The organism is Pseudomonas sp. FG36, from assembly GCF_057809275.1.
The window spans coordinates 25,587-52,307 of the sequence record NZ_JBMDJQ010000015.1 but is presented as its reverse complement, the minus strand read 5'-3'; the positions used below and the strand labels follow the sequence as shown (position 1 = coordinate 52,307).

General features: G+C 65.7%; 26 protein-coding genes. 14 read left to right on the top strand and 12 right to left on the bottom strand.

Translation table 11 applies throughout. From position 1 onward, the window contains the following. Positions 1 to 102 precede the first annotated feature (102 nt). Positions 103 to 1,308: an MFS transporter gene (locus tag ACODS9_RS13790; protein WP_489094065.1), complete on the bottom strand. Its 1,206-nt coding sequence runs from the start codon at positions 1,306 to 1,308 to the stop codon at positions 103 to 105. A 133-nt stretch (positions 1,309 to 1,441) separates the two neighbouring features. Here ACODS9_RS13790 and ACODS9_RS13785 point away from each other — a divergent pair, with 133 nt between their 5' ends. After that, a complete protein-coding gene (locus ACODS9_RS13785) occupies positions 1,442 to 2,026 on the top strand; it encodes a TetR/AcrR family transcriptional regulator (protein ID WP_489094064.1) in 585 nt (194 codons plus the stop codon). Between the two features lie 85 nt (positions 2,027 to 2,111). Next, a complete protein-coding gene (locus tag ACODS9_RS13780) occupies positions 2,112 to 2,945 on the top strand; it encodes a DUF6515 family protein (protein ID WP_489094063.1) in 834 nt (277 codons plus the stop codon). Positions 2,946 to 2,966: 21 nt separating this feature from the next. Here the strand turns inward: ACODS9_RS13780 and ACODS9_RS13775 are convergent, their stop codons facing one another. Continuing rightward, positions 2,967 to 3,836: a cation diffusion facilitator family transporter gene (locus ACODS9_RS13775; RefSeq protein WP_489094062.1), complete on the bottom strand. Its 870-nt coding sequence runs from the start codon at positions 3,834 to 3,836 to the stop codon at positions 2,967 to 2,969. A 25-nt stretch (positions 3,837 to 3,861) separates the two neighbouring features. After that, positions 3,862 to 4,281: a polyribonucleotide nucleotidyltransferase gene (locus ACODS9_RS13770; protein ID WP_401109818.1), complete on the bottom strand. Its 420-nt coding sequence runs from the start codon at positions 4,279 to 4,281 to the stop codon at positions 3,862 to 3,864. A 119-nt stretch (positions 4,282 to 4,400) separates the two neighbouring features. Between ACODS9_RS13770 and hrpB the strand changes: the two genes are divergently transcribed. Further along, the gene (gene hrpB, locus ACODS9_RS13765; protein WP_489094061.1) at positions 4,401 to 6,929 is read left to right on the top strand and encodes an ATP-dependent helicase HrpB; all 2,529 of its coding nucleotides are present in this window, start codon (positions 4,401 to 4,403) and stop codon (positions 6,927 to 6,929) included. On the opposite strand, the gene ACODS9_RS13760 is transcribed toward hrpB, so the two are convergent. Both ACODS9_RS13760 and ACODS9_RS13755 read right to left on the bottom strand, forming a co-directional pair. Then, positions 6,926 to 7,417: a hypothetical protein gene (locus tag ACODS9_RS13760; RefSeq protein WP_489094060.1), complete on the bottom strand. Its 492-nt coding sequence runs from the start codon at positions 7,415 to 7,417 to the stop codon at positions 6,926 to 6,928. The two genes, hrpB and ACODS9_RS13760, sit on opposite strands and share 4 nt — an antisense overlap. Before the next feature lie 107 nt (positions 7,418 to 7,524). Then, entirely contained in the window at positions 7,525 to 8,181 is a 657-nt protein-coding gene (locus ACODS9_RS13755) for a YciC family protein (protein ID WP_401109826.1), read from the bottom strand. A gap of 157 nt (positions 8,182 to 8,338) precedes the next feature. On the opposite strand from ACODS9_RS13755, the gene ACODS9_RS13750 reads away from it, so the two are divergent. Together ACODS9_RS13750 and ACODS9_RS13745 are read left to right on the top strand one after the other, a co-directional pair. After that, entirely contained in the window at positions 8,339 to 9,073 is a 735-nt protein-coding gene (locus tag ACODS9_RS13750) for a DUF2076 domain-containing protein (RefSeq protein WP_489094059.1), read from the top strand. A gap of 108 nt (positions 9,074 to 9,181) precedes the next feature. Next, the gene (locus ACODS9_RS13745; RefSeq protein ID WP_023631362.1) at positions 9,182 to 9,661 is read left to right on the top strand and encodes an NYN domain-containing protein; all 480 of its coding nucleotides are present in this window, start codon (positions 9,182 to 9,184) and stop codon (positions 9,659 to 9,661) included. 8 nt (positions 9,662 to 9,669) lie between these two features. On the opposite strand, the gene ACODS9_RS13740 is transcribed toward ACODS9_RS13745, so the two are convergent. Next, positions 9,670 to 10,128, bottom strand: coding sequence for an Lrp/AsnC family transcriptional regulator (locus ACODS9_RS13740; RefSeq protein ID WP_023631363.1), 459 nt, complete (start codon positions 10,126 to 10,128; stop codon positions 9,670 to 9,672). Between the two features lie 152 nt (positions 10,129 to 10,280). Between ACODS9_RS13740 and yedA the strand changes: the two genes are divergently transcribed. Together yedA and rhlE1 are read left to right on the top strand one after the other, a co-directional pair. Beyond that, on the top strand, positions 10,281 to 11,201 hold the full coding sequence (yedA, locus tag ACODS9_RS13735) for a drug/metabolite exporter YedA (protein WP_038707293.1): 921 nt from the start codon (positions 10,281 to 10,283) through the stop codon (positions 11,199 to 11,201). Between the two features lie 55 nt (positions 11,202 to 11,256). Continuing rightward, positions 11,257 to 12,588: an RNA helicase RhlE1 gene (gene rhlE1 / locus ACODS9_RS13730; protein WP_401109835.1), complete on the top strand. Its 1,332-nt coding sequence runs from the start codon at positions 11,257 to 11,259 to the stop codon at positions 12,586 to 12,588. A 34-nt stretch (positions 12,589 to 12,622) separates the two neighbouring features. Here rhlE1 and ACODS9_RS13725 read toward each other — a convergent pair whose 3' ends face one another. From ACODS9_RS13725 to pmrG, 3 genes are all read right to left on the bottom strand, one after another. Beyond that, a complete protein-coding gene (locus tag ACODS9_RS13725) occupies positions 12,623 to 13,864 on the bottom strand; it encodes a TIGR03862 family flavoprotein (RefSeq protein WP_489094058.1) in 1,242 nt (413 codons plus the stop codon). Positions 13,865 to 14,013: 149 nt separating this feature from the next. Further along, positions 14,014 to 14,928 (bottom strand): histone deacetylase family protein, encoded by a 915-nt coding sequence (locus ACODS9_RS13720; RefSeq protein WP_094012325.1) that lies wholly within the window; start codon positions 14,926 to 14,928, stop codon positions 14,014 to 14,016. Between the two features lie 126 nt (positions 14,929 to 15,054). Then, positions 15,055 to 15,741, bottom strand: coding sequence for a lipopolysaccharide core heptose(II)-phosphate phosphatase PmrG (gene pmrG / locus ACODS9_RS13715; RefSeq protein WP_489094057.1), 687 nt, complete (start codon positions 15,739 to 15,741; stop codon positions 15,055 to 15,057). A 150-nt stretch (positions 15,742 to 15,891) separates the two neighbouring features. On the opposite strand from pmrG, the gene ACODS9_RS13710 reads away from it, so the two are divergent. The 4 genes from ACODS9_RS13710 to ACODS9_RS13695 all read left to right on the top strand — a co-directional run bounded on the left by ACODS9_RS13710 (position 15,892) and on the right by ACODS9_RS13695 (position 19,103). Further along, positions 15,892 to 16,461, top strand: a complete 570-nt coding sequence (locus tag ACODS9_RS13710; RefSeq protein WP_313651287.1) for a GNAT family N-acetyltransferase — start codon at positions 15,892 to 15,894, stop codon at positions 16,459 to 16,461. 90 nt (positions 16,462 to 16,551) lie between these two features. Next, the gene (gene tesB / locus ACODS9_RS13705; RefSeq protein WP_489094056.1) at positions 16,552 to 17,421 is read left to right on the top strand and encodes an acyl-CoA thioesterase II; all 870 of its coding nucleotides are present in this window, start codon (positions 16,552 to 16,554) and stop codon (positions 17,419 to 17,421) included. After that, positions 17,418 to 18,008 carry an HAD family hydrolase gene (locus ACODS9_RS13700; protein ID WP_489094055.1) on the top strand — a complete coding sequence of 197 codons (591 nt, stop codon included), beginning with the start codon at positions 17,418 to 17,420 and terminating at the stop codon, positions 18,006 to 18,008. The genes tesB and ACODS9_RS13700 overlap by 4 nt, the downstream gene beginning before the upstream one ends. 84 nt (positions 18,009 to 18,092) lie before the next feature. Beyond that, on the top strand, positions 18,093 to 19,103 hold the full coding sequence (locus tag ACODS9_RS13695) for a zinc-dependent alcohol dehydrogenase family protein (RefSeq protein ID WP_401109846.1): 1,011 nt from the start codon (positions 18,093 to 18,095) through the stop codon (positions 19,101 to 19,103). 51 nt (positions 19,104 to 19,154) lie between these two features. On the opposite strand, the gene ACODS9_RS13690 is transcribed toward ACODS9_RS13695, so the two are convergent. Continuing rightward, positions 19,155 to 20,048, bottom strand: coding sequence for a GNAT family N-acetyltransferase (locus ACODS9_RS13690; RefSeq protein ID WP_401109849.1), 894 nt, complete (start codon positions 20,046 to 20,048; stop codon positions 19,155 to 19,157). Positions 20,049 to 20,142: 94 nt separating this feature from the next. Continuing rightward, positions 20,143 to 20,814 carry a FadR/GntR family transcriptional regulator gene (locus ACODS9_RS13685; RefSeq protein WP_401109852.1) on the bottom strand — a complete coding sequence of 224 codons (672 nt, stop codon included), beginning with the start codon at positions 20,812 to 20,814 and terminating at the stop codon, positions 20,143 to 20,145. A 316-nt stretch (positions 20,815 to 21,130) separates the two neighbouring features. Between ACODS9_RS13685 and ACODS9_RS13680 the strand changes: the two genes are divergently transcribed. Together ACODS9_RS13680 and gudD are read left to right on the top strand one after the other, a co-directional pair. Further along, the gene (locus ACODS9_RS13680) at positions 21,131 to 22,459 is read left to right on the top strand and encodes an MFS transporter (RefSeq protein WP_401109855.1); all 1,329 of its coding nucleotides are present in this window, start codon (positions 21,131 to 21,133) and stop codon (positions 22,457 to 22,459) included. A 16-nt stretch (positions 22,460 to 22,475) separates the two neighbouring features. Next, the gene (gene gudD, locus ACODS9_RS13675) at positions 22,476 to 23,831 is read left to right on the top strand and encodes a glucarate dehydratase (protein ID WP_401109858.1); all 1,356 of its coding nucleotides are present in this window, start codon (positions 22,476 to 22,478) and stop codon (positions 23,829 to 23,831) included. Positions 23,832 to 23,934: 103 nt separating this feature from the next. Here the strand turns inward: gudD and rimI are convergent, their stop codons facing one another. Continuing rightward, entirely contained in the window at positions 23,935 to 25,032 is a 1,098-nt protein-coding gene (gene rimI / locus ACODS9_RS13670) for a ribosomal protein S18-alanine N-acetyltransferase (protein WP_489094054.1), read from the bottom strand. 92 nt (positions 25,033 to 25,124) lie between these two features. Here rimI and ACODS9_RS13665 point away from each other — a divergent pair, with 92 nt between their 5' ends. Beyond that, the gene (locus ACODS9_RS13665) at positions 25,125 to 26,711 is read left to right on the top strand and encodes a RimK family ATP-grasp domain-containing protein (RefSeq protein WP_489094053.1); all 1,587 of its coding nucleotides are present in this window, start codon (positions 25,125 to 25,127) and stop codon (positions 26,709 to 26,711) included. Positions 26,712 to 26,721 lie beyond the last annotated feature (10 nt).

The following is a 26,721-nucleotide window of genomic DNA, read 5'->3' as shown; positions in this document are numbered from 1 at the left end:
CCGGGCTACGCACTGTCCAGAAGACGGCGCGAGGTGAGCCGGTGCCACAAGTGCCGAGCACGGACGACAATTCCCGAAGGGAGGCCGCAAGGCCTCCCTTTTTTATTGTGCTGAAGATTGCACAGGCCTGGCCTGGCGACGACCCGCCACGGCGAGCGCCGCCAGCAGCACCAGCAAGCCGCCGATCACGGCAATCATGAAGCCGCTGCGCGCTGTCGTGGCGTCCACCCATTGGCCGGCACCTGCCGCGCCGATGGCCACGCCGACATTCAGCCCGGCGAGCAGCCAGGTCAGGCCCTCGGTCAGCTGGCGCTCTGGCACGCTGCGCTCGACCAGGGCCATGGCCACGATCATGGTCGGGGCGAAGAACATCCCGGCCAGTAACACTGCCGCCGCGAGCAGGGCGATATTGCCGACCAGGAGCAGCGGCAGGGTGCTGAGGGTGGTGGCCAGTGCGCCGACCAGCAACTGACGGGGCAGCGACATCCGCCAGCGCAGGGTGCCGAACAGCAGCCCGGAAACGCAGGAGCCCACGGCATAGGCCGACAACACCAGGCTGGCGGCAGCCGGTTGCCCTTGTTCGCTGGCGAAGGCGACGCTGACGATGTCCACGGTGCCGACGATCATGCCCATTGCCACCATCAGCAGCGTCAGCTGAGGCACCCCTGCGCATCGCCATGCCGGCAGGTCACGTCTGGACGAGGTTTCGGCAGGGGCCACCGGTGGTTCGCTGCCGGTCTGCAGGGTCAACGCCAGGGTACCCAGCAGCAGTAACGCGGCAGCGGCCAGCAACCCGGTCTGGGGCCACAGCGCCACGCTGAGCCCGACGGCCAGCGGTGGACCGGCAATGAAGCTGACTTCATCGAGCACGGTTTCCAGCGAGTAGGCAGTCTGCAGTTGCGGCTGGCCGCGGTACAGGTGGGTCCAGCGCGCCCGGACCATCGCTGACATGCTCGGCATGCAGCCGGCCAGCAGGGCGGCGACGAACAGCAGCCAGTCGGCGCTACGCCACCAGGCGCAGGCAGCCATCAGCAGCAGCCCGAGCACGCTCAGCAGGCTGGCCGGCGGCAGCACGCGGCGCTGGCCCAGGCGATCCACCAGGCGTGATACCTGTGGCGACAACAGGGCATAGGTAAGCACGAAGCAGGCCGACACCGCCCCGGCCAAGGCATAGCTGCCGCGCCATTGCGCCACCAGCGTGATGATGCCGATACCGGTCATGGGCAACGGCAGGCGGGCCAGCAGGCCGGCCAAGGTGAACCCGAGGGTGCCGGTCGGGACGAACAAGTGTGCATAAGGGTTGGGCATTTCGCTTCCTCCGTGAGGCGGCCCGCTTGCTGGCGGCAAGGCAGGGCGTGGATAATACGTACAGTGCGTATGATTAAATATTCATACGAGCTGAATGTAAATATTCATACGGATTGTACGTAAAGGAGAGGCCATGGCTCGTCGCACCCGCGCCGAGATGGAAGAAACCCGCGCCGCCTTGCTGGCAATGGCCCGCCAGGTCTTCAGCGAACAAGGGTACGCACAGGCGTCCATGGATGACCTGACCGCTCGCGCCGGGCTTACCCGAGGTGCGCTCTACCACCATTTCGGCGACAAGCAGGGCCTGCTGGCGGCCGTGGTGGCACAGATCGATGGTGAGATGGATGCACGTCTGCTGGCCATCTCGGCATCCTGCGATGACCCCTGGCAAGGCTTCTGCCAGCGTTGCGAGGCCTATCTGCGCATGGCCCGCGAGCCGGAGATCCAGCGCATTGTCCTGCGTGACGCGCGCGCCGTCCTGGGTGCGGCCTCGCCTGAGGCGCAGCAGCATTGCATCGCATCACTGCAGCGGATGCTCAGCGGGCTGGTCCAGCAGGGCGTGGTTGCCGAAGCGGATGCTTGGGCGTTGGCGACGCTGGTGCATGGCAGCCTGTCGGAGGCGGCGGTCTGGATAGCCCAGGCGGAGGACGGCGATACCCGGCTCGGCCAGGCCCTGGTTGCCCTGGAGTTGCTGCTGCGTGGCTTGCTGGCGCGCTAGTCTGTCGGCTATTTCATCTGCCGGTCGTGGTCTGCGCAGTAGACTGCGAACGGTAAAGGCAGGCGTTTTCATCGAGAGGAACAACATGAGTTCGCGCATCTGGCGGTTGGCAGGTGTTGGTTTGCTGGGCCTGGGCATCAGCCTGGGCGCTCTGGCCGAGGGCCCAGGAGACGGGCATGACGGTCATGGCAGCCAGCAGGAGCAGGGCGGTGGTGAACGGCGCGGATCGCCGCTCAACTCACGTGACGAAGTACGCCAGACGCAACCGCCGCGCCAGGGCTACTACCAGGACATTCCCCGGCGTTACGGTGACAACCGTCACTGGGAGGCGGGTGGTCCGGGTCAGCGCCCGGGCGGCGATTGGTCGGGACGGCCTGATGGTCATGGCAATGGCTGGGGGCCAGGGCCGCAGTATCACCCCGGGCACACTGTCGATCGCTTCCCGGACCGCTACTGGAAGGTGCCTTATCGTGGACAGGACTATTTCTACTCCGGCGGTTATTGGTACCGGCCCCATGGCGGCGGCTACGTGGTGGTCACGCCGCCTTACGGTGTGCGGGTCGGCTATCTGCCGCCCTATGCCCGCGAGGTGTGGTTGAGTGGTGCGTTGTTCTTCCTGGTGGCCGACACCTACTACCAGTACCTCGCCGACAGCCGCGAGTACGTGGTGGTCAACCCGCCCAGCGTTGCGCCCGCACCGCAGCAGCAGGGCGCAGGCTATGACGTGATCGCCTACCCGATGTACGGCCAGGGGCCGGAGCAGCAGGAGCAGGACCGCTACCAGTGCCACCGTTGGGCGGTGAGCCAGTCGGGGTTCGATCCGGCGACGGCGACCTATGCGCCGCCGGCCAATGTGGCGGACAACTATAGGCGCGCATTGGGGGCGTGCCTGAGCGGGCGCGGCTACAGCGTCAATTGACGGGGCATTCGCGATGGCGGGCTACACCGGGTCGGCGTGAACCATCACATCGGCCCGCGGATAGCGCTGGCGAATGACCTGCGAAGCCTGCACGCACAACTCATGGGCGGCGTGCAGCGGCATTTCGCCAGGCAACTCGAGATGCAGTTGCACGAACCACTGGCTGCCGGACACCCGCGTGCGCAGGTCATGCACCCCCATTACCCCGGGAATCGCGAGCACCACTTCGAGCATGCGCTCGCCGACATCGGCAGGCAGCTCCTTGTCCATCAGGATCGCCGTGCTCTCGCGGGCGATCTGCAGCGCGCTCCAAAGGATGTACAGGGCGATGCCCAGGCCGAACAGGGCATCGAGCTGCGGCCAGCCGAAGCGGGCCAGCAGCAGCGCCAGGAGGATGCTGGCGTTGAGCAGCAGGTCGGAGCGGTAGTGCAGCGAGTCGGCGCGCACGGCCGTGGAGCCGGTCGCGCGGATGACTTTGCGCTGGAATGCCAGCAATGCGAGGGTAAGCACCAGCGACAGCAGCATCACCGTGATGCCGGCAGCGGTATCGCCCAAAGGCTCTGGCGACTTCAGCCGATCAACCGCCTGGACCCCGATCAGCACTGCGCTGACCCCGATGAACAGCGCCTGGGCCATGCCGGCCAGGGCTTCGGCCTTGCCATGACCGAAGCGGTGGTCATCGTCGGCGGGGCGCAAGGCGTAGTGAACGGCCAGCAGGTTGAGAAAGGAGGCGGCGGCATCCAGCGCCGAGTCGGTCAGCCCGGCCAGCAGGCTGACCGAGCCGCTCAGCCACCAGGCCACGGCCTTGCTCAGCACCAGTATGCAGGCGACGCTCAGCGAAGCACGGGTGGCCAGGCGCAGCAGGCGTTGGTGTTCGGCGGTGACGGTCATGCGCTGAGGATCGTCCGTGGTCGGATCAGGCGGCGGGCACCAGGCCATAGCTGGCCAGTTGTTCGACACTGCCACGGTGCTGGATCAGCCGTGGGTCGTTCAATGGCAGGCGCTGGCCCAGTTCGCTCTCCAGGATAGCCTGCAGCTTGGCCCTGTCGACCTGGCCGTCGGCATTGATCGCCGGCTTGAGCTTGGCCGGGTCGATCTGCGCATTCTTGCCGCCAGGGTAGTAGATGGCGCCGGTGGCGAAGTCGATACCGAAGGCGATCAGGCCGGGGAGCACGTAGAAGAGAATACCGATGGCATCCATGGCCGCTACCACAGGGTCGATCTTGCCTTCGATCTGGCCGCGACGGTCAGGGTAGAACAGGGTGCCGCAGGCCGTCAGCTGGGTCAGCAAGGTGGCGATGAGGGCGCCACCGATGACGCGGGAAGGGATGCGCATGTGAATCTCCGAAAGGTAACGACGATCAAGGGCGCGGCAATCGCCGGCGCCTGAGGTTAAGACCATGATAGGGCAGCCTCGGTTCGCCGTTATACTCGGACGATTGTTCGAGGACCACCATGATTTCATTACCGATCGATGCCGTACTGTCCGACCTGCGCCAGGCCCTGGCCGAACGTGACGAAGCGGTGCTCGAGGCGCCACCCGGCGCCGGCAAGACCACCCGCGTACCGCTGGCGCTGCTCGACGAGCCCTGGCTGGCCGGGCAGACCATCCTCATGCTCGAGCCGCGGCGCCTGGCCGCCCGCGCCGCCGCCGAACGCCTGGCCAGCGAGCTGGGCGAGAAGGTCGGCGAAACCGTGGGTTATCGCATCCGCCTCGACAGCAAGGTCGGCCCGGCAACGCGCATCGAAGTGGTCACTGAAGGCATCCTTACTCGCCGCCTGCAAAGCGATCCTGCACTTGAAGGCGTGGGCCTGGTGATCTTCGACGAGTTCCACGAGCGCAGCCTGGATGCCGACCTGGCCTTGGCCCTGAGCCTCAACGGTCGGGCGTTGCTGCGTGACGAGCCGCCGCTGAAGATTCTGCTCATGTCGGCGACCTTGGAGGGGGAGCGCCTGTCGCGCCTGCTCGACGATGCACCGATCATCAGCAGCCAGGGGCGCATGCACCCGGTGGATATCCGCTGGAGCCGGCCGTTCCAGCCTGGCGAGTTCGTCGAGCCGCGCGTGGTCGACTGCGTGCTCCAGGCCCTGGCCGACGAACCCGGCAGTCTGTTGGTGTTCCTCCCCGGGCAGGCCGAAATCCGCCGCGTGCACCAGGCTCTGCAGGAGGCCGTGGGCGAGCGTCCGCAGATCCTGCTCTGCCCGCTGCACGGCGAGCTTGAGCTGAGCGCCCAGCGCGCCGCCATCGAGCCGGCGCCCAAGGGCCAGCGCAAAGTGGTGCTGGCCACCAACATTGCCGAAACCAGCCTGACCATCGACGGTGTGCGCGTGGTGATCGACGCGGGTCTTGCGCGGGTGCCACGCTTCGACCCCGGCAGCGGCATGACCCGCCTGGACACCCAGCGCATCTCCCGGGCCAGCGCCACCCAGCGCGCCGGTCGTGCCGGGCGCCTCGAGCCTGGCGTGTGCTATCGGCTGTGGTCCGAGGCGCAGCATGACCAGTTGGCGGCACACGGCAGTGCCGAGATCCTCCAGGCCGATCTGGCCGGACTCGCCCTGCAGCTGGCGCGTTGGGGAGTGCCGCCGGAGCAGCTCGGCTGGCTCGATCAGCCACCGACGGCCGCCTATGGCCAAGCCCAGGACCTGCTGACCCGGCTCGGCGCCTTCAAGCCAGGTTGCCGCGACAATCTGAGCGCCCATGGCCAGGCCATGGCCGAGCTGCCTGCGCATCCACGCATCGCCCATTTGCTGCTGCGCGGTCAGGATCTCGGGTTGGCCGACCTGGCGTGCGATGTCGCAGCGTTGCTGGGCGAGCGCGACATCCTGCGCGGCGGCGGTGCTGATCTGCACAGCCGGCTGGCTTTGCTCAGCGGTGAAAGCCGGGCCGCGCGAGGTGGGCAGGGCGGTGTGCAGCGTGCGCGGCAGTTGGCCCGGCAATACCGTGGTCAGCTGCGTGGCAAACCGCGCAGCCCGGTCGCCGACCCCGACCATCCACGCTGGCTGGGCGCGGTGCTGGCGCTGGCCTACCCCGACCGGGTGGCGCAACAGCGCCGCGAAGGCGGCGGCGAGTACCGCCTGGCCAATGGCCGGGCGGCGCTGTTCGCCGAAGCCGATGTGCTGATGAAAAGTCCGTGGCTGGTGATTGCCGACCTGGGCAGCCGGCAGGGGCAGCGCGAGGAACGCATCTACCTGGCGGCAGAGTTCGACCCGGCTTTGTTCGACGGAGTGCTGGCCGAGCAGGTCGAGCAACTCGACCTACTCGACTGGGACGAACGCGAACAGGTGTTGCGCGCCGAGCGCCAGCGCAAGGTCGGCGAGCTGGTGCTCAGCCGTGAACCGTTGCCAGGGCTGGACGACGAGGCGCGGGCCAAGGCGTTGCTCGGCCTGGTTCGGCGCAAAGGCCTGAACCTGCTGACCTGGACCCCGGAACTGCGCCAGTGGCAGGCCCGCGTCGCGCTGCTGCGTCAGCTGGATCTGGAAAAGGACGGCCACAGCGAGTGGCCCGATCTGGGCGACGACGCCTTGCTGGCCAGCCTGGAAAACTGGCTGCAACCCTACCTGGGCAAGGTGTCGCGGCTGAGCCATTTCGCCAACCTGGATCTGTCCTCGATCCTGCGTAACCTGCTGCCTTGGCCGCTGCCCCAGCGCCTGGACGAGCTCGCACCGTCGCACCTGGCCGTGCCTTCGGGCTCAAGCATCCGCCTGGACTATAGCGAGCAACCGCCGATCCTGGCCGTGCGCCTGCAGGAGCTGTTCGGCCTGGCCGATACTCCACGCATCGCCAATGGGCGGCAGCAGGTCAAGCTGCACCTGCTGTCGCCAGCACGTCGGCCTGTGCAAGTGACCCAGGACCTGGCCAACTTCTGGCGCACCACCTACGCCGAGGTGAAGAAGGACCTGAAAGGGCGCTATCCCAAGCACTACTGGCCGGAAGACCCGCTGGTGGCCGAGGCTACGGCGCGGGCCAAACCCAGGAAAGCCTAGAGTGTTCGTTCTATCAGGTACTCATGTATTTCACCGTCGCCAGTTGTCAGGTAATGACTGTTGGGCTTGTCACCGGCAACGGTCTTGACCTGGTGGCCCAGGTTGTCACGGAACCGGCAGCGCACTTGATCGCTGCTCCAGGTCAAAGGTTGCAGCTTCCAGAAATCTGCTGCGGTGGTCTTGGTGTAAAGGCCCAAATGTCCACTGGAGTCGGTAGCCAACTGCCGTGCGCTGTTGATTGCCGATGAAATCAGGAAGTGCAGGCGGTCGGGGCCTTTGGAGTGGTAACGGAACAGAAAGACTTCTGCCTGCTCGTCACCACCCACTTGAAGCCAGCCCGTGTCATTTCGCACATTCACGTCGAAGCTGAAATCGTAGTGGTTTGCATGGATATGGACAGGTGCCCATCTTCCATTTTTCCAAAGGTGGATCGTTGCAAGAAATGATTGGCCGTCTGCCCACGGCTTGGCAGGTTGATCTGCGCTCATGGCATTCTCCTGAAGGCAAAGTGAATTGCGCCTTCCGGTAAAGGGGCGCAACTCACGGTAGGCCTGCGCAGGCGAGAGGGGCAGACTGAAGGGGTTCCTCGCTGGCGTCAGGCGCCCGCTTCACCATCCAGCAGCATGAACAAGCGGTACAGCACCACAGTGCTGAACAGCTGCAGGAAGCCGCTGAGGCTGTCCAATGCCAGTTGCACACCGGCCTGGGGTTCAGGGAACAGCTGCAGCAGCAGGCCGTCGATCAGCCACAGCGGTGCCAGCACCGAGAGCATGCACACCATGATGCGCAGGAAGTGCCCGGTGGTCATGCGCGCGCTGGTGCGCATCGCCTCGATCACCGGCAGGCCGCGCAGCACCAGCAGGTACTCGGCGAACACCAGGTTCACCATGATCCACACGCCGGGGAAGATGAACAGCGCCAGGCCCGCCATGATCAGCAGCGAGCTGATCACGATCAGCAGGGCCAGCATCGGCCATAGCTGCAGGGCGCGGGCGAACAGGTCGCGCTTGGCGGTGTCCTGGCCATTGCTGCGGGTGTCGAGGTAGAGGATCAGCGCGGCGCTGTAAAGCGGATAGAACAGCAGGCTGACCAGCATGCCGTAGGCCGGCGAGGCCTGTTCGCCCAGCTGGTTGTAGAGCAGCTGGGTGCCGAGGGCCTCGAGTACCACCAACGGCAGGCACAGCTGGAGGATGCTCGTCAGGTGACGGCGGAAGAAGTACAGGGAGTCGCGCAGAACGCTCAACGGATTCATCGGTCAACATCGCATGGCGGAAAAAGCAGGGCGTAACTTTAGCCCAGACCGCCCGCTTGCTGAAAAAAGTTTCATGGCCGGGGCAATTGAATCGCCGCGCCCGGCCCCCCATCTTTGACGCTGTCCGATGCCCTGTTCAGCGCACGAGGTTGCCCCGATGAACACTGAAGAACAAACCCTGATCGATGGCCTGTTCGGCCGTCTCAAGCAAGCCGAAGACCCGGCCCAGCCGCGTGATGTCCAGGCCCAGGCGCGGATTGAGGAGCACCTGCGCCAGCAGCCGGCGGCGCTGTACTACATGGCCCAGGCGATCCTGGTGCAGGAAGCGGCGATCAAGCGCCTGGACGAACAGAACAAGCAGCTCGAGGCCGAGCTCAAGCAAGCGCGGGCGCAACTGGAGGCAAGCCGCCCCAGTGGCAGCGGCGGCGGTTTTCTTTCCAGCATCTTCGGCGCGGGAGCGCGCAGCCCGGAGCCGCAGCGGCCGGTTGCAGCGGCTTCGACTTCCACAGGAGGCTGGCGTGAGCCAGCGCCGCAGGCTTATTCCCCGCCACCACCGCAACAGGGTTTCGGTGCGGCGCCTGCTCCGGCGCGCAGCGGTGCCAGCAGCTTCCTCGGCGGGGCAATGCAGACTGCTGCGGGAGTGGCTGGTGGCGTGCTGCTGGCCCAAGGTATCAGCAGCCTGTTCAACCACAACTCGCAGCCTGAAGAAATCGTCGAGGTGATCAAGGAAGAGCCGGCGCCGGCCAGCGACGCTGGCGGCTGGAACGATCAGGACAGTCAGCGCCAGGTGGCCGACAACGGTGGCTGGGGCAATGACCAGGGTGGGTTCGCCGATACCGACTACAGCGGCGGCGACGATGGCGGCTTCTTCTCGGACGACGACTACGTCTGAGGGCTCTGGCATACTGCAGTGTCTGATCGCGGGGCAATCCCGTTCCTACGCAAGCGTGGGAGCGGGATTGCCCCGCGATTGTCTGCCACCGCCAGAGAGAGGCTCCCGGTGAAGAAAATCGCGCTGTTCGCCGATGTACAGAACCTCTACTACACGGTTCGCCAAGGCCATGGCTGCCATTTCAACTACGCCGCGCTGTGGGCCGACGTCAGCCGCGAGGGCCAGATCGTCGAAGCGGTGGCCTATGCCATCGACCGCGGCGACAGCAAGCAGCAGCAGTTCCAGCAGATCCTGCGCAACCTCGGTTTCGAGGTGCGCCTCAAGCCGTTCATCCAGCGTGCCGACGGTTCGGCCAAGGGTGACTGGGACGTGGGCATCACCCTCGATGTGATCGAGGCGGCAGCACGGGTCGACCAGGTAGTGCTGGCCTCCGGCGACGGTGATTTCGACCTGTTGCTGGAGCGGGCAATGCAACGCCATGGCGTGGAAACCGTCGTGTACGGCGTGCCGGGGTTGACGGCGTTGTCGGTAATCCGCGCCGCAAGCCGCTACGTGCCGATCGAGGGCAGGCTGCTGCTGCGTCACTGAACCCAGGCTCAGGTTTTTTTGCCGTTGCCCCCCAGATGCCCCAGCGGCACCCTTCGTGCCACCGCGCTGGACAGGATGATCGAGGTCTTGGTGAAGCCCAGCTGCGACACGCGGTTGATCAGCGCCTCCAACTCGCCCATGGACGTGACGGCCGCTTGCATGATCACGCACGGGTCACCGGTCACCCGGTGGCACTCGGTGAGTTCAGGGATCTTCTCCAAGGCCTCGTAGGCCTGCTGGTTGCCATGGCTGGCCAGGCGCAGTTCCATCACGCACTGGATCGGCAGGCCGATTTTTTCCAGGTCGACCTTGGCCGTGTAGCCGCTGATAACACCGCTGGCCTCCAGCTTGGCCACCCGCTCGGCCACCGCCGGGGCGGAGAGATTGACCTGGCGCGCCAGCTGCGCGTAGGTGGCCCGGCCGTTTTCCAGCAGCGCGGCGAGAAGCATGCGATCGTACTTGTCCATGGCGATTCCAGGTGACCTTGCAATCGACGGTGAAGCGTCTGCATAACCGTGCATTGCAAAGTGTTTCGGTGTTTTAAACGTGTTTTGTAACTTAAGTTTGCGCTAGGGCCTTTCTAAACTAATCCACCCGTAAACGGATTTCGAGCCCTGCCATGTCCACCGCCCGCCGCTTCCCGCTGTTGCTCATCGGAGCCTTCCTTGCCTTGTACCTGGTGTGGGGCTCGACCTACCTGTTCATTCGTATCGGCGTGGAGTCCTGGCCGCCGATGCTGATGGCCGGGGTGCGTTTCGTGATTGCCGGCAGCCTGCTGTATGGCTTCCTGCGCTGGCGCGGCGCGCCGGCGCCGACCTGGCCGCAGTGGCGCGCGGCCGGCGCCATCGGCTTTCTCCTGCTCAGTTGCGGCAACGGTGGCGTGACCCTGGCCGAACACGCCGGGGTCGCCTCGGGCGTGGCGGCGCTGGCGGTGGCCACGGTGCCGCTGTTCACCCTGGTGTTCGGGCTGTTCTTCGGCCATCGCAACTCGCGCCTGGAATGGGCGGGGATCGTCCTCGGGCTGGTCGGCATCGGCATGCTCAACCTGGGCTCGAACCTGCAGGCCAGCCCCATGGGCGCGGCGCTGATCCTGTTCGCCGCGGCGGCCTGGGCCTTCGGCTCGGTGTGGAGCAAGAGCCTGCCGCTGCCCCAGGGCGCCATGGCCAGTGCCGCGGAAATGCTGGTGGGCGGCGCCGCCTTGCTGATCGGCAGCGCCGTGAGCGGCGAGCGCCTGACCGAGATGCCCACGGCCGCCGGTTGGGGGGCGCTGGCCTACCTGGTGTTCTTCGGTTCGATCCTGGCGTTCAGTTCCTACATGTACCTGCTCAAGCACGTGCGTCCGGCAGCAGCCACCAGCTACGCCTACGTCAACCCGGCGGTGGCGGTGCTGTTGGGGATCGTTTTCGCCGGCGAGCAGATCGGCGCCGAGGAGTGCGTGGCCATGGCGGTGATCATTGGCGCGGTGGTGCTGATCGGCTTGCCGCAATGGCGCAAGGCGCCGCAGCAGCCGGTGCCGCTGAAAGGCGAAATGTGCAAGTAGGGCAGGGCGTTGCGGTAAACTTGCCGCCTTCGCTGAACCCCCTGACGGTATTGCCATGAATTTCGCCCAACTCGGCCTGATCGAACCGCTGCTGCGCACCTTGCAGACGCTGGACTACACCACGCCCACCCCGATCCAGGCCAAGGCCATCCCCGCCGTGCTTGCTGGCCGTGACCTGATGGCCGCCGCCCAGACCGGCACTGGCAAGACCGCCGGCTTCGCCCTGCCGGTGCTGCAGCGCCTGGCCCTGGAAGGGGAGAAGGTCGCCAGCAACTCGATCCGCGCGCTGGTGCTGGTGCCGACCCGCGAACTGGCCGAGCAGGTGCACAACAACGTGCGCGAGTACGCCGAAAACCTGCCGCTGAGCACCTACGCGGTGTACGGCGGGGTCAGCATCAACCCGCAGATGATGCGCCTGCGTCGTGGCGTCGACCTGCTGGTGGCGACCCCAGGCCGCTTGCTCGACCTCTTCCGCCAGAACGCGGTGAAGTTCAATCAGGTGCAGACGCTGGTGCTCGACGAAGCCGATCGCATGCTCGACCTGGGCTTTGCCGAGGAGCTGCAATCGGTGTACGCGGCGTTGCCGCGCAAGCGCCAGACACTGCTGTTCTCCGCCACCTTCTCCGAGCAGATCCGCCTGCTCGCGGGCCTGGCGCTGAACGATCCGCTGAGCATCGAAGTGAGCCCGCGCAACGCCGCCGCGACCACGGTCAAGCAGTGGCTGGTGCCTGTGGATAAAAAGCGCAAGGCCGACCTGTTCATCCACCTGATGCGCAAGCAGCGCTGGAAGCAGGTGCTGGTGTTCGCCAAGACTCGCAACGGTGTCGATCAACTGGTCGAGCGCCTGTTGGCCGAGGGCGTGAATGCCGACGGCATCCACGGCGACCGCCCGCAGGCCACCCGCCAGCGTGCCCTGGACAGCTTCAAGGCCCGTGAGATCCAGGTATTGGTGGCTACCGATGTGGCCGCTCGCGGCCTGGACATCGACGACTTGCCGCTGGTGGTCAACCTCGACCTGCCAATCGTCGCCGAAGACTACGTGCACCGCATCGGCCGTACCGGTCGCGCGGGGAACAAGGGCGAGGCAATTTCGCTGGTGTGTGCCGACGAGGTGCAATTGCTGGCCACGATCGAGACCCTGATCCGCCAGGTGTTGCCACGGCACGAGGAGCCGGATTTCATCCCCGATCACCGGGTGCCGGTGACCGATGCCAGTGGCCAGGTGCTGAAGAAACCGAAGAAGCCCAAGAAGCCGAAGGAGAACAGCGCCAAGCGAGGCCTGGGGCGCTGGATGGACAGCGAGGGCGCGGGGGCTTCGGCGCCGGCGGTCAAGGCGGTGCGCAAGGTGCCGACGTTCGGTGGCAAGCCGCGCAAGCCCAAGCCTTGAGATCCTCGGGGCTGCCTAGCAGCCCCGGCATTCCTCAGGTCAGGCGCGTCAGCCAATCAGCTGCCGCATTTCCCGCCCGCAACCCACTGGCGAAGCACGCCGTTAGCAGGTACCCACCCGTCGGCGCTTCCCAATCCAGCATCTCCCCCGCGCAGAACACCCCGGGCAGGTTGCGCACCATCAGTCCATCGTCCAGCCCTTCGAACCGCACCCCGCCGGCACTGCTGATCGCCTCGTCCAGCGGCCGGGTCCGCACCAGCACGATCGGCAGCGCCTTGATCGCCGCCGCCAGGCACGCGGGGTCGGCAAAGGTCGCCTGGTCGGTTAGTTCGCGCAGCAACGCCGCTTTCACCCCGTCGATGCCCAGCTGACCGTGCAGATGCTTGGCCATCGAGCGCGATCCACGCGGCCTGGCCAGGGCCTGGGCAATCTTGTCCACAGGCCGGTCCGGCAGCAGGTCCAGCAGCAGGGTCGCCTGCCCGTCGCGGTTGATCGCCTCGCGCAGCGCCGCCGACCAGGCATACACCAGGCTGCCTTCCACTCCCTGAGCGGTGAGGATGAACTCGCCCTTGCGCGGCGCGGCGCCGGGGACGCTCAAGGCAATGTTCTTCAGCGGGGCACCGGCGAACTTGTCCTTGAGCAGCGTGCTCCAGGCTTCGACTTCGAAGCCGCAGTTGCTCGGTTGCAGCGCTGAGATATCCACACCCCGCTCGACCAGCAGCGGCACCCAGGCGCCGTCCGAACCCAGGCGCGCCCAACTACCGCCACCCAGCGCCAGTACCACGGCGTCTGCCTGCACGTGTCGTTCGCCCTGTGGATAACTGATCCGCAAGGCACCAGCGTCGGTCCAGCCCAGCCAACGGTGGCGGGTGTGGATAACCACCCCGGCCTCGCGCAGGCGCTTGAGCCAGGCACGCAGCAGCGGCGCGGCCTTCATGTCGCGGGGAAATACGCGGCCCGAGGTGCCGACGAAGGTTTCGATGCCCAGGCCATGAATCCACTGGCGCAGGGCATCGGCGTCGAAGTCGCGCAGCAGCGTGTCGATCTCGCCGTGGCGTTTACCGTAGCGGCCGACGAAGGCCGGGTAGGGCTCGGAATGGGTGATGTTCATGCCACCGACACCGGCCAGCAGGAACTTGCGGCCCACCGAAGGCATGGCGTCGAACACTTCAACCGCCATCCCGCGCCTGGCCAGGGCTTCGGCGGCCATCAGGCCAGCAGGGCCGCCACCGATCACGGCGACAAGGGGGCGGGAGGCGGGGCGAGGATCGTTCATGGCGGGCGGCAGGCTGTGGAAAAGAGCGCGCATTCTACCCCAGCGGGACGGCTCGCGGCACTGCTCAAAAAACAACCAACTCTTTGCAGCTCAGGCAGTTAAAGGGCTGGAGCGGCTTTCTCGCAGGTTATCCACAGGCGGTTCCACAGTCATTGTGCACAACCGAGCACCCGCGCCGCGCTGTGGTGGAGGATGCCGTGGCGCCGGGCCAGGGCCTGGCGGTCCTTGCTGTAGCCGCCACCGATCACCCCTACCACCGGGATGTCGCGGCCCAGGCATTGACGCAGCACATGCTCGTCGCGGGCAGCGAGGCCTGCGTCGGTCAGTTGCAGGTAGCCCAGGGCGTCGTCCTTGTGCACATCGACGCCGGCGTCATACAGCACCAGGTCTGGCTGGTACAACGGCAGCAGGTAGTTCAGCGCATCCTCGACCACCTTGAGGTAGGCGCTGTCGTGCATGCCGCGGGGCAGGGGGATGTCCCAGTCGCTCTGGGCCTTGCGCGCCGGGAAGTTCTGCTCGCAGTGCAGCGACACGGTGATCGCCTCCGGCGTGTCGTGGAGAATGCGCGCCGTACCGTCGCCCTGGTGCACGTCGCAGTCGAAGATCAGCACCCGGTGTACGCGTCCGGCTTCCAGCAGGTAACGGCTGATCACTGCCAGGTCGTTGAAGATGCAGAAGCCGGCCGGGTGATCGTAGTGGGCATGATGGGTGCCGCCGGCCAGGTGGCAGGCGATGCCATGCTGCAGCGCTTGCTCGGCGGCCAGCAGTGAGCCACCCACTGCGCGCACGGTGCGTCGGGCCAGGGCTTCGCTCCAGGGCAGGCCCAGGCGGCGCTGGTCCTCGCGGGACAGTTCACCGTTCATGTAGCGCTCGATGTAGGCGCGGTCATGGGCCAGGGCGAGGATCTCGTTGGGGCAGATTTCAGGGCGCAGCAGGGCGGCGTCGGTGGTCAGGCCGCTGTCTACCAGGTGATCGCGCAGCAGGCGGAACTTGTCCATCGGGAAACGATGGTCCGGCGGGAATTCGGGGCTGTAGTCGTCGTGGTAGATCAGCGGCAGGGGCATGGTGTCGGCGCGTTGGGGGCGAACACCGATCTTGCCAGTATTGGTGGCGCCGGCGCCAACGCAATCGCGGGGCAAGTCGGGTCGCCGCATCGCCGCTCCCACGGAGCTGCGGTGATCTTGTGGCGCTCATTGGCCTGCCGATGCCAGCACCCTTTGCCAGTCCGGCTCGTTCATCCGCCCAAGAATCCGTGCCTTGCCATTGCCATCCACCGACACGAACAGCGCACTGGCGTAGCCGCTCTCACGCTCGCCGCCCGGCACATGCTGCTGGCGGGCGAAGTGATCGATGCAACCATTGTGGGTCACCAGTACCAGGTTGTGCCCGGGCCGCTTGCGGGCCATGGCCTCGGCGGGAAAAGGACGGTCGCAGCGCTCCAGCCAGTCTTCGCTGGACACGGCCTGGCCAAGGATGAAGTGCGCGGTCTGGCGGGTTCGCAGCTTTGGGCTGCTGAGCAGATCGGCACCGCTCAGCCCCAGTTGCCGCAGGCCCTGGCCTACCCGCTGCGCCGCCTGGCTGCCGGCCACGGTGATGCCGGTCGCATCGTCCAGGCAGGGGCCCGGGGCGCTGTCACAGCGTTCGGCGTGGCGGATCATCACGATCACCGCGCCTTCCTTCCAGTCCTGCAGCAGGCCGCTGTCGCTCAGTTGTTGCTCGTTGCCAAGGTTCACGATGTGCGTCCTCGTCGCTAGCCAGGTGCTGGCCCCGGCCAGTGCCAGGAGCAGGCCGAAGGCGGCGCCGAGCGCGGTGCGTGAACGGCGGGGTTCGGGGCGGGCCAGCAGAGCCGGGTTGTGCAGGGTGTTGCTGGGGTGCATGCGTCACTCCAATGCCGTGCGCGGTAGGTGCCGACATTGTGCGAAGGGGGCTGTCGGGGGGCGGTGAAGCCGATGTGAAAAAAGCATCGGCTGGCCGATGCACGCGGCCTACGCTGTACACTGGCAGACCGTGATTTCGGAGCCGCGCCGATGACCCCCATCCTCGAACTGGAAAGCCCGCGCCTGGTGCTGCGCCAATGGCAGGACGACGACCTGCGCGAGTTCGCCGCCTTGTGCGCCGACCCCCAGGTGATGCGTTACTTCCCCGCACCGATGACCCGGGTCGAGGCGGCCGCGCTGATCGGCCGGGTGCGCGGTCATTTCAACGAATACGGTTTCGGCCTCTGGGCCCTGGAGCGCAAGGACAGCGGCGCCTTCATCGGCATGACCGGCCTGCTCAACGTCAACTTCGACGCGCCCTTCGGCCCGGCGGTGGAAATCGGCTGGCGCCTGGCCCGCCGGCATTGGGGGCTGGGCTTCGCCAGCGAGGCGGCCTGGGCCTGCCTGCGCTGTGCCTTCGCCCAGCTGCATCTGGACGAGGTGGTGTCGTTCACCACCGAGGGCAACTTGCCGTCGCAGAAGGTGATGCAGGCCATCGGCATGGTCCAGGACCTCGAGGGCAGCTTCGAGCACCCGCGCCTGCCACCGGGCGACCCGCTGCGCCCTCATGTGCTCTACCGCATCGACCGCGCCCGCTGGCAACAGAACCTGCGCGGCTGAATAGGTGGCCATTCGTACGGCGGGACTACTGACAAACCCTGTATCATTTGCCGCCATAACAGCGCCGTATTGCCTTGCCAGGAGAACCCCATGAGCCACGTACTCGACGATCTGGTCGACTTGCTGAGCCTCGAGTCCATCGAGGAGAACCTGTTCCGCGGACGCAGCCAGGACCTGGGCTTCCGCCAGCTGTACGGCGGCCAGGTGCTCGGCCAGTCGTTGTCGGCGGCCAGCCAGACGGTCGAGGACGCGCGCCATGTGCATTCGCTGCATGGCTACTTCCTGCGCCCGGGTGACGCCAGCATGCCAGTGGTGTACTCGGTGGACCGTGTGCGTGACGGTGGCAGTTTCAGCACCCGGCGGGTCACGGCGATCCAGAAGGGCCAGCCGATCTTCACCTGCAGCGCCTCGTTCCAGTACGACGAGGAAGGCTTCGAGCACCAAGCGCAGATGCCCGACGTGGTCGGCCCGGAGAACCTGCCCAGCGAGGTCGAGCTGGCCAGTGCCATGGCTGACAAGCTGCCCGAGCGCATCCGCGAGAAGGTGCTGTGCGCCAAGCCCATCGAGATCCGCCCGGTCACCGAGCGTGACCCGTTCAATCCCAAGCCCGGCGATCCGGTCAAGTACGCCTGGTTCCGTGCCGACGGCAACCTCCCGGACATTCCGGCGCTGCACAAGTACCTGCTGGCGTACGCCTCGGACTTCGGCCTGCTGACCACGGCCTTGCTGCCCCATGGCAAGTCGGTGTGGCAGAAGGACATGCAGATCGCCAGCCTCGACCACTCGCTGTGGTTCCACCGTGACCTGCGCGCCGACGACTGGCTGCTGTACGCCACCGACAGCCCCTGGGCCGGCAACGCCCGTGGCTTCTGCCGGGGCAGCATCTTCAACCGCGCCGGGCAACTGGTGGCCTCGTCGACCCAGGAAGGCCTGATCCGCCATCGCAAGGACTGGGCATGAGCCTGGGCGACATCCGCCACTGGGTGTTCGACATGGACGGCACCCTCACGGTCGCCGTGCATGACTTCGCGGCCATCCGCGAAGCGCTCGATATCCCGTCCGAGCACGACATCCTCACCCACCTGGCAGCCTTGCCGGCAGCGGAGGCGGCGGCCAAGCATGCCTGGCTGCTGGAGCATGAGCGCGACTTGGCGATTGCCTCCAAGGCCGCCGACGGCGCCGTGGAGCTGGTGCGCGAACTGGCCCGACGCGATTGCCGGCTGGCCATTCTCACGCGCAATGCCCGCGAGCTTGCCCACGTGACCCTCGAGGCCATCGGCCTGGCTGACTGCTTCCCGGTCGAACATATCCTCGGTCGCGACGAGGCGGCACCCAAGCCCAGCCCGGATGGGTTGTTGCAGATCGCCCGGGCCTGGGGTGTGAGCACCGGTGCAATGGTGATGGTCGGTGACTACCGCTTCGACCTCGACTGCGGCCGGGCCGCAGGCACCCGCACCGTGTTGGTCAACTTGCCGGACAATCCCTGGCCGCAGTTGGCCGACTGGCACGCGGCCGATTGCCGGGCGTTGAGGGCGTTGCTCGGCTGACGGCCCTGTCGCGGGCTTGCCCCCGCGATCATCCAGACCTGTCTAAGCTGCACTGCACCTTTTCCCACGATGGAGACCCATCCCATGAGCACCAAGGCCCTCTATGTCCTGCCCGGCGGCGGCTACGACAAGGTCCAGGTCGGCACCTGCGAAACCGCCGCGCCCGCAGCCGGCGAGATCACCGTGCGTCTGCACGCCAGCTCCCTCAACTACCACGACTTCGCCGTGGTCAGTGGCATGTGGGGGCCGAGCGAGCGGCGCATCCCGATGGCCGATGGCGCCGGTGAAGTGATCGCGGTGGGGGCCGGGGTCAGTGAGTTCCAGGTCGGCGATGCCGTGGTCAGCACGTTCTTCCCCGACTGGCTCGACGGCCAGGCCCAGGTCGAGGGCTTCGCCAGTGTGCCGGGGGATGGCATTGACGGCTACGCCCGCGAACAGGTTACCGCCCGGGCTACCTCCTTCACCCATGCGCCCAAAGGCTACAGCCATGCCGAGTCGGCGACGCTGACCACCGCCGGCCTCACCGCCTGGCGCGCATTGATGAGCGACGACCACCTCAAGCCCGGTGACAGCGTGCTGGTGCAGGGCACCGGTGGCGTTTCGATCTTCGCCCTGCAGTTCGCCAAGCTGGCCGGCGCCACGGTGATTGCCACCTCGTCCAGCGATGCCAAGCTCGAGCGCCTCAAGGCACTGGGCGCGGATCACCTGATCAACTACAAGGCCACGCCTGCCTGGGGCGAAAAGGTCCGTGAACTCACCGGCGGCCGTGGCGTGGACCATGTGATCGAAGTCGGCGGCCCGGCCACCCTGGAGCAGTCGATGATCGCGGCGCGCATTGGTGGCCACGTGTCGTTGATCGGCATTCTTACTGGCGTGGCCGGGCAGTTGCCGTTGGTGCAGGCGCTGGTGCGGCAGATCCGCCTGCAGGGCGTGTTGGTGGGCAGCCGCGCCCAGCAGCAGGCGATGGTCCGCGCTATCGATGCCAACGGCCTGCGGCCGGTGGTGGACAAGCATTTCGAACTGGAGCAGATGGTCGAGGCGTTCCGCTACCAGGAGAGCAACCGGCATTTCGGCAAGATCTGCCTGACCTGGTGAAGGTCTGAGGGCCCTGTGAAGAGACGGTGCGCTGTTTGGCGGGGGACCCAGTCAGGTATGGGACAGCAATGGAAACACCAGCGCCTGTCCATCGACACTGGTAGGTGCCGCGCCCCAGACGAACAGCGCATCATCGTTATCCACAACTCGCGTCGCGAAGCCATCGCCATGTAGCGGCGCAAACCCCAGCACCACCTCCCGGGTCGTTGCCGTGACCAGTTCAGCCAGCACATCGGCCAGCACCAGTTCGCGTTCGCAGAACACGTCCACCAGCATCATCCGCTCGCCATCATGTTCGATCACCACATAGGCCTCGTGCACTGAGGAATGGAACACCGCCTCCCGGTATGGCCCATCGCAATAGAACATTGTCAGCGGCACATTCGGCAGCAGGCTCAGTCGCGCCTGTGGACAACTCTTTTCCAGCGTATCGATGAAGCGTTGACGTTGTTCGCCATCATCCAGATTCACCGGGTGGAAGGTCGTGGCCCGTTGCTGCGCCGACCAGGGTTGGTAGTACTCGTGTTCGACCACTCGGCGAAAACCGAACCTGGGATAGAGATCGAGTACGGTATTGTTGGCGAACAGGTACAGCAGGTCGCATTGGCCTGCCCAGCGCTCCACCAGCACTTCCATCAGATAACGGCTGTAGCCACGGCCCCGTGCTTCGGGCGCAGTCATCACCGTGCCGATCTGAACGCAGCGCAGATGTTGGCCACCGAGGGTGAAGTCGAGCAGGTTGGCCGAGGCGTTGGCCAGCATCTTGTCGTCGCGAACCAGTGAGCACGGCTGGTTGTCGGCTTGCCAGAAGCCGGCCTGGTACCAGGCTTCGAAGTCGAAGCCATAGGTCTGGCGGGTGAGGGCGTTTAGTTCGGCGCGCAGATGCGGGTTGTCGTGGTAGCGCTCGACCTGCGCGAGCGCGGGGTCGTCGAGGATGATTGCCATGGCGTCCATACCTGTCCGTGAAGTGAAGGTGAACGTTAACCGTAGCGTGGATGAAAAGTTGTAAGGGTTTGTACCTCCCCTTAGGTGCCTGGCGTCAGTCCGGCACCAGTCGATCCCGGCTGTTGGACAGATGCAGGCACATGGCTGCCCGCGCCGCGTCCGGGTCTTGCCGGCGGATGGCATTGAGGATCGCCTCGTGTTCCAGGTTCGCCAGGTACGCGTGCCTGGCCAGCCTGGCTCCGGCACGCTCGGCCTGGGCGATACGATTGCGGGGGATCAGCGCCTTACCCAGGTGCGCCATCATCTCGCCGAAATACAGGTTCCCGGTGGCCTCGGCGATCAGCAGGTGAAAGCGCCGGTCGGCTTCGATGCAGCTGTCGCCGGCGGCGGCCAGGTCCTGGTAGTCGTCCAGCGCCTGGCGCATCTGCGCCAGCTGGCGCTCGTCGCGGCGCAGGGCGGCGAGGGCGGCAGCCTGGCCCTCCAGGCCGAGGCGCAACTCCAGCAGGTCGCGCACGCTGGTCGCGCTTTCCGGGGCCACCCGCAGCCCGGACTGGGCCTGGCGTTCGATGACGAAGGTGCCGATACCGTGGCGTGTTTCCACCAGGCCCGAGGCCTGGAGTTTCGACAGCGCCTCGCGGACCACGGTGCGGCTGATGGCGTGATCGCGCACCAGGGTATTTTCCGAGGGAAGCCGGTCGCCTGGTGCGTAGGTACCGAGGAGGATCTGCTGGGTCAGGCGGGAGACCAGGTCGTGGGCGCGGGACATCAGAGGTTCTCAGGTGATGTGGGCTTGCCTGGCGATTGCCATTGAGACTGCACGAACACCGTCAATCTACTTGTATGACAAGTTGCGTGCAAAGATTTTTTTGATCTGGAAATTGGCTGCTTATTGCCAGCCTTAGAGTCCTGATTTGTGAGTTTTTTGCCGATTTTATCCAGTAAATAGCTTGTATTTTGCGATTTATAAGAAAAATTGCCGTTGTCGTACAACTGCCTCGGGAATATGCTTCTTCGCACCTGGAGGTCAGACAACTCTCTGTCCTTCACCAGTCCCCAATAAAAACAATGAGTGGGAGCCCCCCATGAACGACACCCCAGATCCGTCTGCGCACGCGCTCGCCAGCGCCGTGGCCAAGGTCAAGCGCCATGTCCTGCCACTGTTCGTCATCATGTTCATCGTCAACTACCTCGACCGCGTCAATATCGGCTTTGTCCGCCCGCACCTGGAGAGCGACCTGGGCATCAGCGCGGCGGCCTATGGCTTCGGCGCCGGCCTGTTCTTCATCGGCTATGCCCTGTTCGAGGTACCGTCGAACATGCTCCTGCAGCGGGTCGGCGCGCGCCTGTGGCTGACCCGTATCATGTTCACCTGGGGGCTGGTGGCCACCGCCATGGCCTTCGTGCAGACCGAAACCCAGTTCTACGTGCTGCGTTTTCTGCTCGGGGTCGCCGAGGCCGGCTTCTTCCCCGGGGTTATCTACTACTTCACCCGCTGGCTGCCGGCCGCCGAGCGTGGCAAGGCCATCGCCATCTTCCTCAGCGGTTCGGCCTTCGCCTCGCTGATCTCCGGGCCTTTGGCCGGGGCGCTGATGCAGATCCAGGGCATGGGTCTGCACGGCTGGCAATGGATGTTGTTCATTGAGGGCATGGCCTCGGTGATGCTGTGCTTCTTTGTGTTCTTCTGGCTCGACTCCAAACCCCACGACGCCAAGTGGCTGAGCCGCGAAGAGCAAGACGTGCTGGTGGCCGCCATCGACCTGGAGCAGCGCGAACGCGAGGCCGGCGGCGTGGCCAAGGTCTCGGCCTGGCGCCTGCTCAAGGACCGGCAGATTGTGCTGTTCTGCCTGATCTACTTCTGCATCCAGCTGACCATCTACGCTGCCACTTTCTGGCTGCCGAGCATCATCAAGCGCATGGGTGAGATGAGCGACCTGCAGGTCGGATTCTTCAACTCGATTCCCTGGCTGATCTCGATCATCGCCATGTATGTCTTCGCCGCCTGCGCCAAGCGCTGGCGGTTCCAGCAGGCCTGGGTCGCCGCGGCATTGCTGGTGGCCGCCTGCGGCATGTTCATGTCCACCACCGGCGGGCCGGTGTTCGCTTTCGTCGCGGTGTGCTTCGCCGCCATCGGTTTCAAGGCCGCGTCGTCGTTGTTCTGGCCGATCCCCCAGGGCTACCTGGATGCACGCATCGCCGCGGCGGTGATCGCCCTGATCAACTCGGTGGGCAACCTCGGCGGCTTCGTCGCGCCGACCACCTTCGGTTTGCTCGAGCAACAGACCGGATCGATCCAGGGCGGCCTGTACGGCCTGGCGGTGACCTCGGTGCTGGCCGCCATCGCGGTGTTCTTCGTACGCATGCGCCCCAAGGGCGTGGCTTCCCCTGACCTCAAGGCCGCTTCGGCCAACTGATCCCGAGAGAGATTTCATGAACATGCAGACAACCCCGCAGGCTCACCTCGGCACGCCGGTGGTCACCGAACTGCGCGTGATCCCGGTGGCCGGACACGACAGCATGCTGCTCAACCTCAGTGGCGCCCATGGCCCGTTCTTCACCCGCAACGTCGTGGTATTGCGCGACAGTGCCGGCAACACCGGCCTGGGCGAGGTGCCCGGCGGCGAGAAGATTCGCCAGACCCTCGAGGACGCCCGCGCCCTGGTGGTCGGCCAGCCCATCGGGCACTACCAGCGCGTGCTCAACGCCATGCGTCAGGCTTTTGCCAACCGTGATGCGGGTGGGCGCGGGTTGCAGACCTTCGACCTGCGCATCACCGTGCACGCCGTCACTGCCATCGAGTCAGCCCTGCTCGACCTGCTCGGACAGTACCTGGGCGTGCCCATGGCCGCGCTGTTGGGCGAGGGCCAACAGCGCGAGGCGGTCAAGATGCTGGGTTACCTGTTCTACATCGGTGATCGTCGTCGCACCGACCTTGCCTATCGCAACGAGGCCGATGCCGACGACAACTGGTTCCGGCTGCGCCATGAGCAGGCTCTGACCCCGGAAGCAGTGGTGCGCCTGGCCGAGGCGGCCCAGGCCCGCTATGGCTTCAACGACTTCAAGCTCAAGGGCGGCGTGCTGCGCGGCGAGGAAGAAATGGAGGCGGTCACGGCGCTGGCCGAGCGCTTCCCCGAGGCGCGCATCACCCTCGACCCCAATGGCGCCTGGTCACTCAAGGAGGCCATCGCCTTGTGCCGCGATAAGCACGCCGTGCTGGCCTATGCCGAAGACCCTTGCGGAGCCGAGAACGGCTATTCCGGGCGTGAGGTCATGGCTGAGTTCCGTCGTGCCACCGGGCTGCCCACCGCCACCAACATGATCGCCACCGACTGGCGGCAGATGGGCCATGCGATCCAGTCACAGGCGGTGGACATCCCCTTGGCCGACCCGCATTTCTGGACCTTGCAGGGATCGGTTCGGGTGGCGCAGATGTGCCATGACTGGGGGCTGACCTGGGGCTCGCACTCGAACAATCACTTCGATATCTCGCTGGCGATGTTCACCCAGGTGGCGGCGGCCGCGCCCGGCGAGATCACCGCGATCGACACCCACTGGATCTGGCAGGACGGCCAGCGCCTTACCCGCGAACCGCTGCGCATCGTTGATGGTCATGTGCGCGTGCCGGAGCGTCCTGGGCTCGGAGTCGAACTGGACGAGGACCAGTTGGCCCAGGCCCATGAGTGCTATCGCAACATGGGGCTGGGGGCTCGGGATGACAGCGTGGCCATGCAGTATCTGATCCCGGGGTGGGCTTTCGATAACAAGCGGCCTTGCCTGGTGCGCTGATCAAACACTACCGGCAAACATTTCCTGCTGCCACCGGCGTTGCCGGTCGGGCGTAGGCAGACGCCTGTGCAGCACCGCCCCGGCCAGCCGGGGCTTTTTTCGTTTACGCCGCCGTTGCGTACACCACCACCGCCGCCCGCAACTTGCGCCCGCCGAACAGGCTCATGCGCTGGAACTCCTGGTGGCTGACCGGCAGGTGCTGGCAGTCCAGGGCCTGCCGGTGGCGAGCGTGGTCGGTGTCGGGGTCGTGCAGGTAGACGAAGTCGTCGTCGCAGGCAGTGACCAGCACCCAATGCGGCGCCTTGCTGCCGGTCAGCCGGTAGTTGCTGATCAGCACCAGCGCCAGGCCACCTTCGGCCAGTACCCGGGGCAGGTCGGGGGCCTGCCGGGCGATCACCACGTCGCTGTCCTGCAGCTCGGCGCAGAAGTCCTCATGAACCAGGCGCATGACCTCCTTCTTGCCGGGCTGGCGCACGCCATCGAGAAACAGCGGCCCTTCGGTATTGAGCAGCAGGCGCACGCGAAAGCCCCGACGCCATGCGGCCAGTGCCAGCCCGTGAGGGCTGCAGCCGCCGTGGCCGGAGGTCATGAACACGGTGGTTGCTTCGCGCCACAGGCGCAGTTCCTCGCGGCGGCTTGGCGGGCGCTGTGATCGTAGCGCGGCCATGGCCATCAGCAGGCAGGCCGGGCCGCAGGTGAAGTCGGTGGTCTGGGCGTAGTAGGGGACCGGTCGCGTTTCGTCCGTCGGGTGCTGAAGGATGCGCTTTTCGTAGCGCAGGGCGCTGGTGTGGTCTTGGTAATAGTCGTCGACCTGGGCGAAGCGCCGGTAGCCATGGCGTTCGTACAGGGCGATGGCCTTGGGGTTGTCGGTGCGCACCTCAAGACGCAGGTAGGCGCGCTCGTGCTCCAGGGCGCAGCGTTCTGCCTGTTCCAGCAGGCGCGCGCCAAGGCCATGGCCACGCGCCTGTTCGGCAATGGCGATGGAGTACAGCCGGGCCAGCGAGGTGCCGCGGTGGAACAGCAGCAACGCATAGCCCATCAGCTGGCCATCGTGTTGCGCCACCAGCAGGCTGGCGTTGGCGTGGGACAGCATCCAGCGGAAGCTGCGCGGGGTCAGCCGGTCGAGGGCGAAGCACTGGTTCTCCAGCGCCAGCAGGGCCGGCAGGTCTTCAACAGTTGCCAGGCGAAATTCGATGTGCATAGGGCCGCCGTAAAAGTTGCGTAATGAAACGGGACATTCGAAAAACTTCGTGCTTAATAGAAACCGTGTCTACCCAACACAGGGCTTCAACAATGTCATCGTTTCAGGAACCCTTGCCTGGCTGGCCCGGGGAAAGTTCACACTCAAGTACGGCTGGTGTTATTTATCCTCTGACCCTGGATAACAAGTCAAGTCAGCTGGTAATCATCGTGGAGCGGCGTGAAGACTGGGCTTCCTACCTGCCCAGCGAGGACGTCGTGACGGCGCAGGAGTACCTGGAAGAACCGCGCGAGGCTGACAGCGGCAAGCGTGTACAAGTGATTAACCTATGCCGTAATTACAAGTATCTGGGTCACGGTTATTATTGTTCGTTGTTGGCCGAGGCGCGCGGACATAAAGTTATTCCCTCGGTCAGAAGTATCAGTGAGCTGACCCGAAAGTCGTTATACGGATTGGCCCTCGACGACATGGCGCGCAGCCTCGAGAGTGCCTTGGCCAATCACCCCTACGGAGAAACCGAAGGGTTCACCCTGACCCTGTATTTCGGCCGTACCGATCTGGAACCGCTGCAGGACATCGCCCGCCAGCTGTTCGAAAGTTTCCCGTGTCCGATCCTGCTGGTGGAGTTCCGCAAGACCAGTACCTGGCATATCGCCGGGGTCAAGGCTGGTGCGCTGCACAAGTTGCGTGAAGACCAGCAGGACCCGTTTGCCAACGCCCTCGATGGCTTCAGCCGCAGGATCTGGCGCCAGCCACGCTCGCGCCGGGTGGCGCGCTACGACCTGGCGATCCTCCACGACCCTGACGAAGCGCTGCCGCCATCCAACCCCAAGGCACTGGAACACTTCATCCGCGCCGGGCGGCAGTTGGGGGTCGACGTCGAGCTGATCGGCAAGAAGGACTACGCCCGCCTGGCCGAATACGACGCGTTGCTGATCCGCGAGACCACCAGCGTCGACAACCACACCTACCGCTTCGCCAAGAAGGCCGAGAGCGAAGGGCTGGTGGTAATGGACGACCCGGCATCGATCCTGCGCTGCACCAACAAGGTCTACCTGACCGACCTGCTGCGCAGCCATCGCCTGGCCATGCCGGCCAGCGAGATCCTCTACCGCGACAACCCTCAGGCCCTGGAAGGCATCGGCGAGCGGCTGGGCTTTCCGCTGGTGCTGAAGATTCCCGACGGCTGTTTCTCCCGGGGCGTGATCAAGGTCAAGGACCCCGGCGAACTCCAGGCCGCCACCGCCGAACTGTTCGAGCATTCGGTACTGCTGCTCGCCCAGGAATACCTCTACACCGAGTACGACTGGCGTATCGGCGTGCTCAACCGTAAGCCGATCTTCGCTTGCCAGTACTTCATGTCCAAGGGCCACTGGCAGATCTTCAACCATCAGGCCCAGCGCGACGAAGTCAACGGCGAGTGCCGCACCCTGGCCGTGCACGAGGCGCCGCGGGCGGTGGTGGAGCTGGCGGTGAAGGCGGCCAACCTGATCGGCGATGGCCTGTACGGCGTCGACCTCAAGCAGGTCGGTGACCGGGTGGTGGTGATCGAGGTCAACGACAACCCCAACCTCGACGCCGGCATAGAGGACGCCTACCTGCACGACGACCTCTACACCCTGGTACTTGAGGAGTTCATCCGCCGCCTGGAGCAAAAGCGCCGGGGGCAAGCCTGGTAACGAGGTGCTG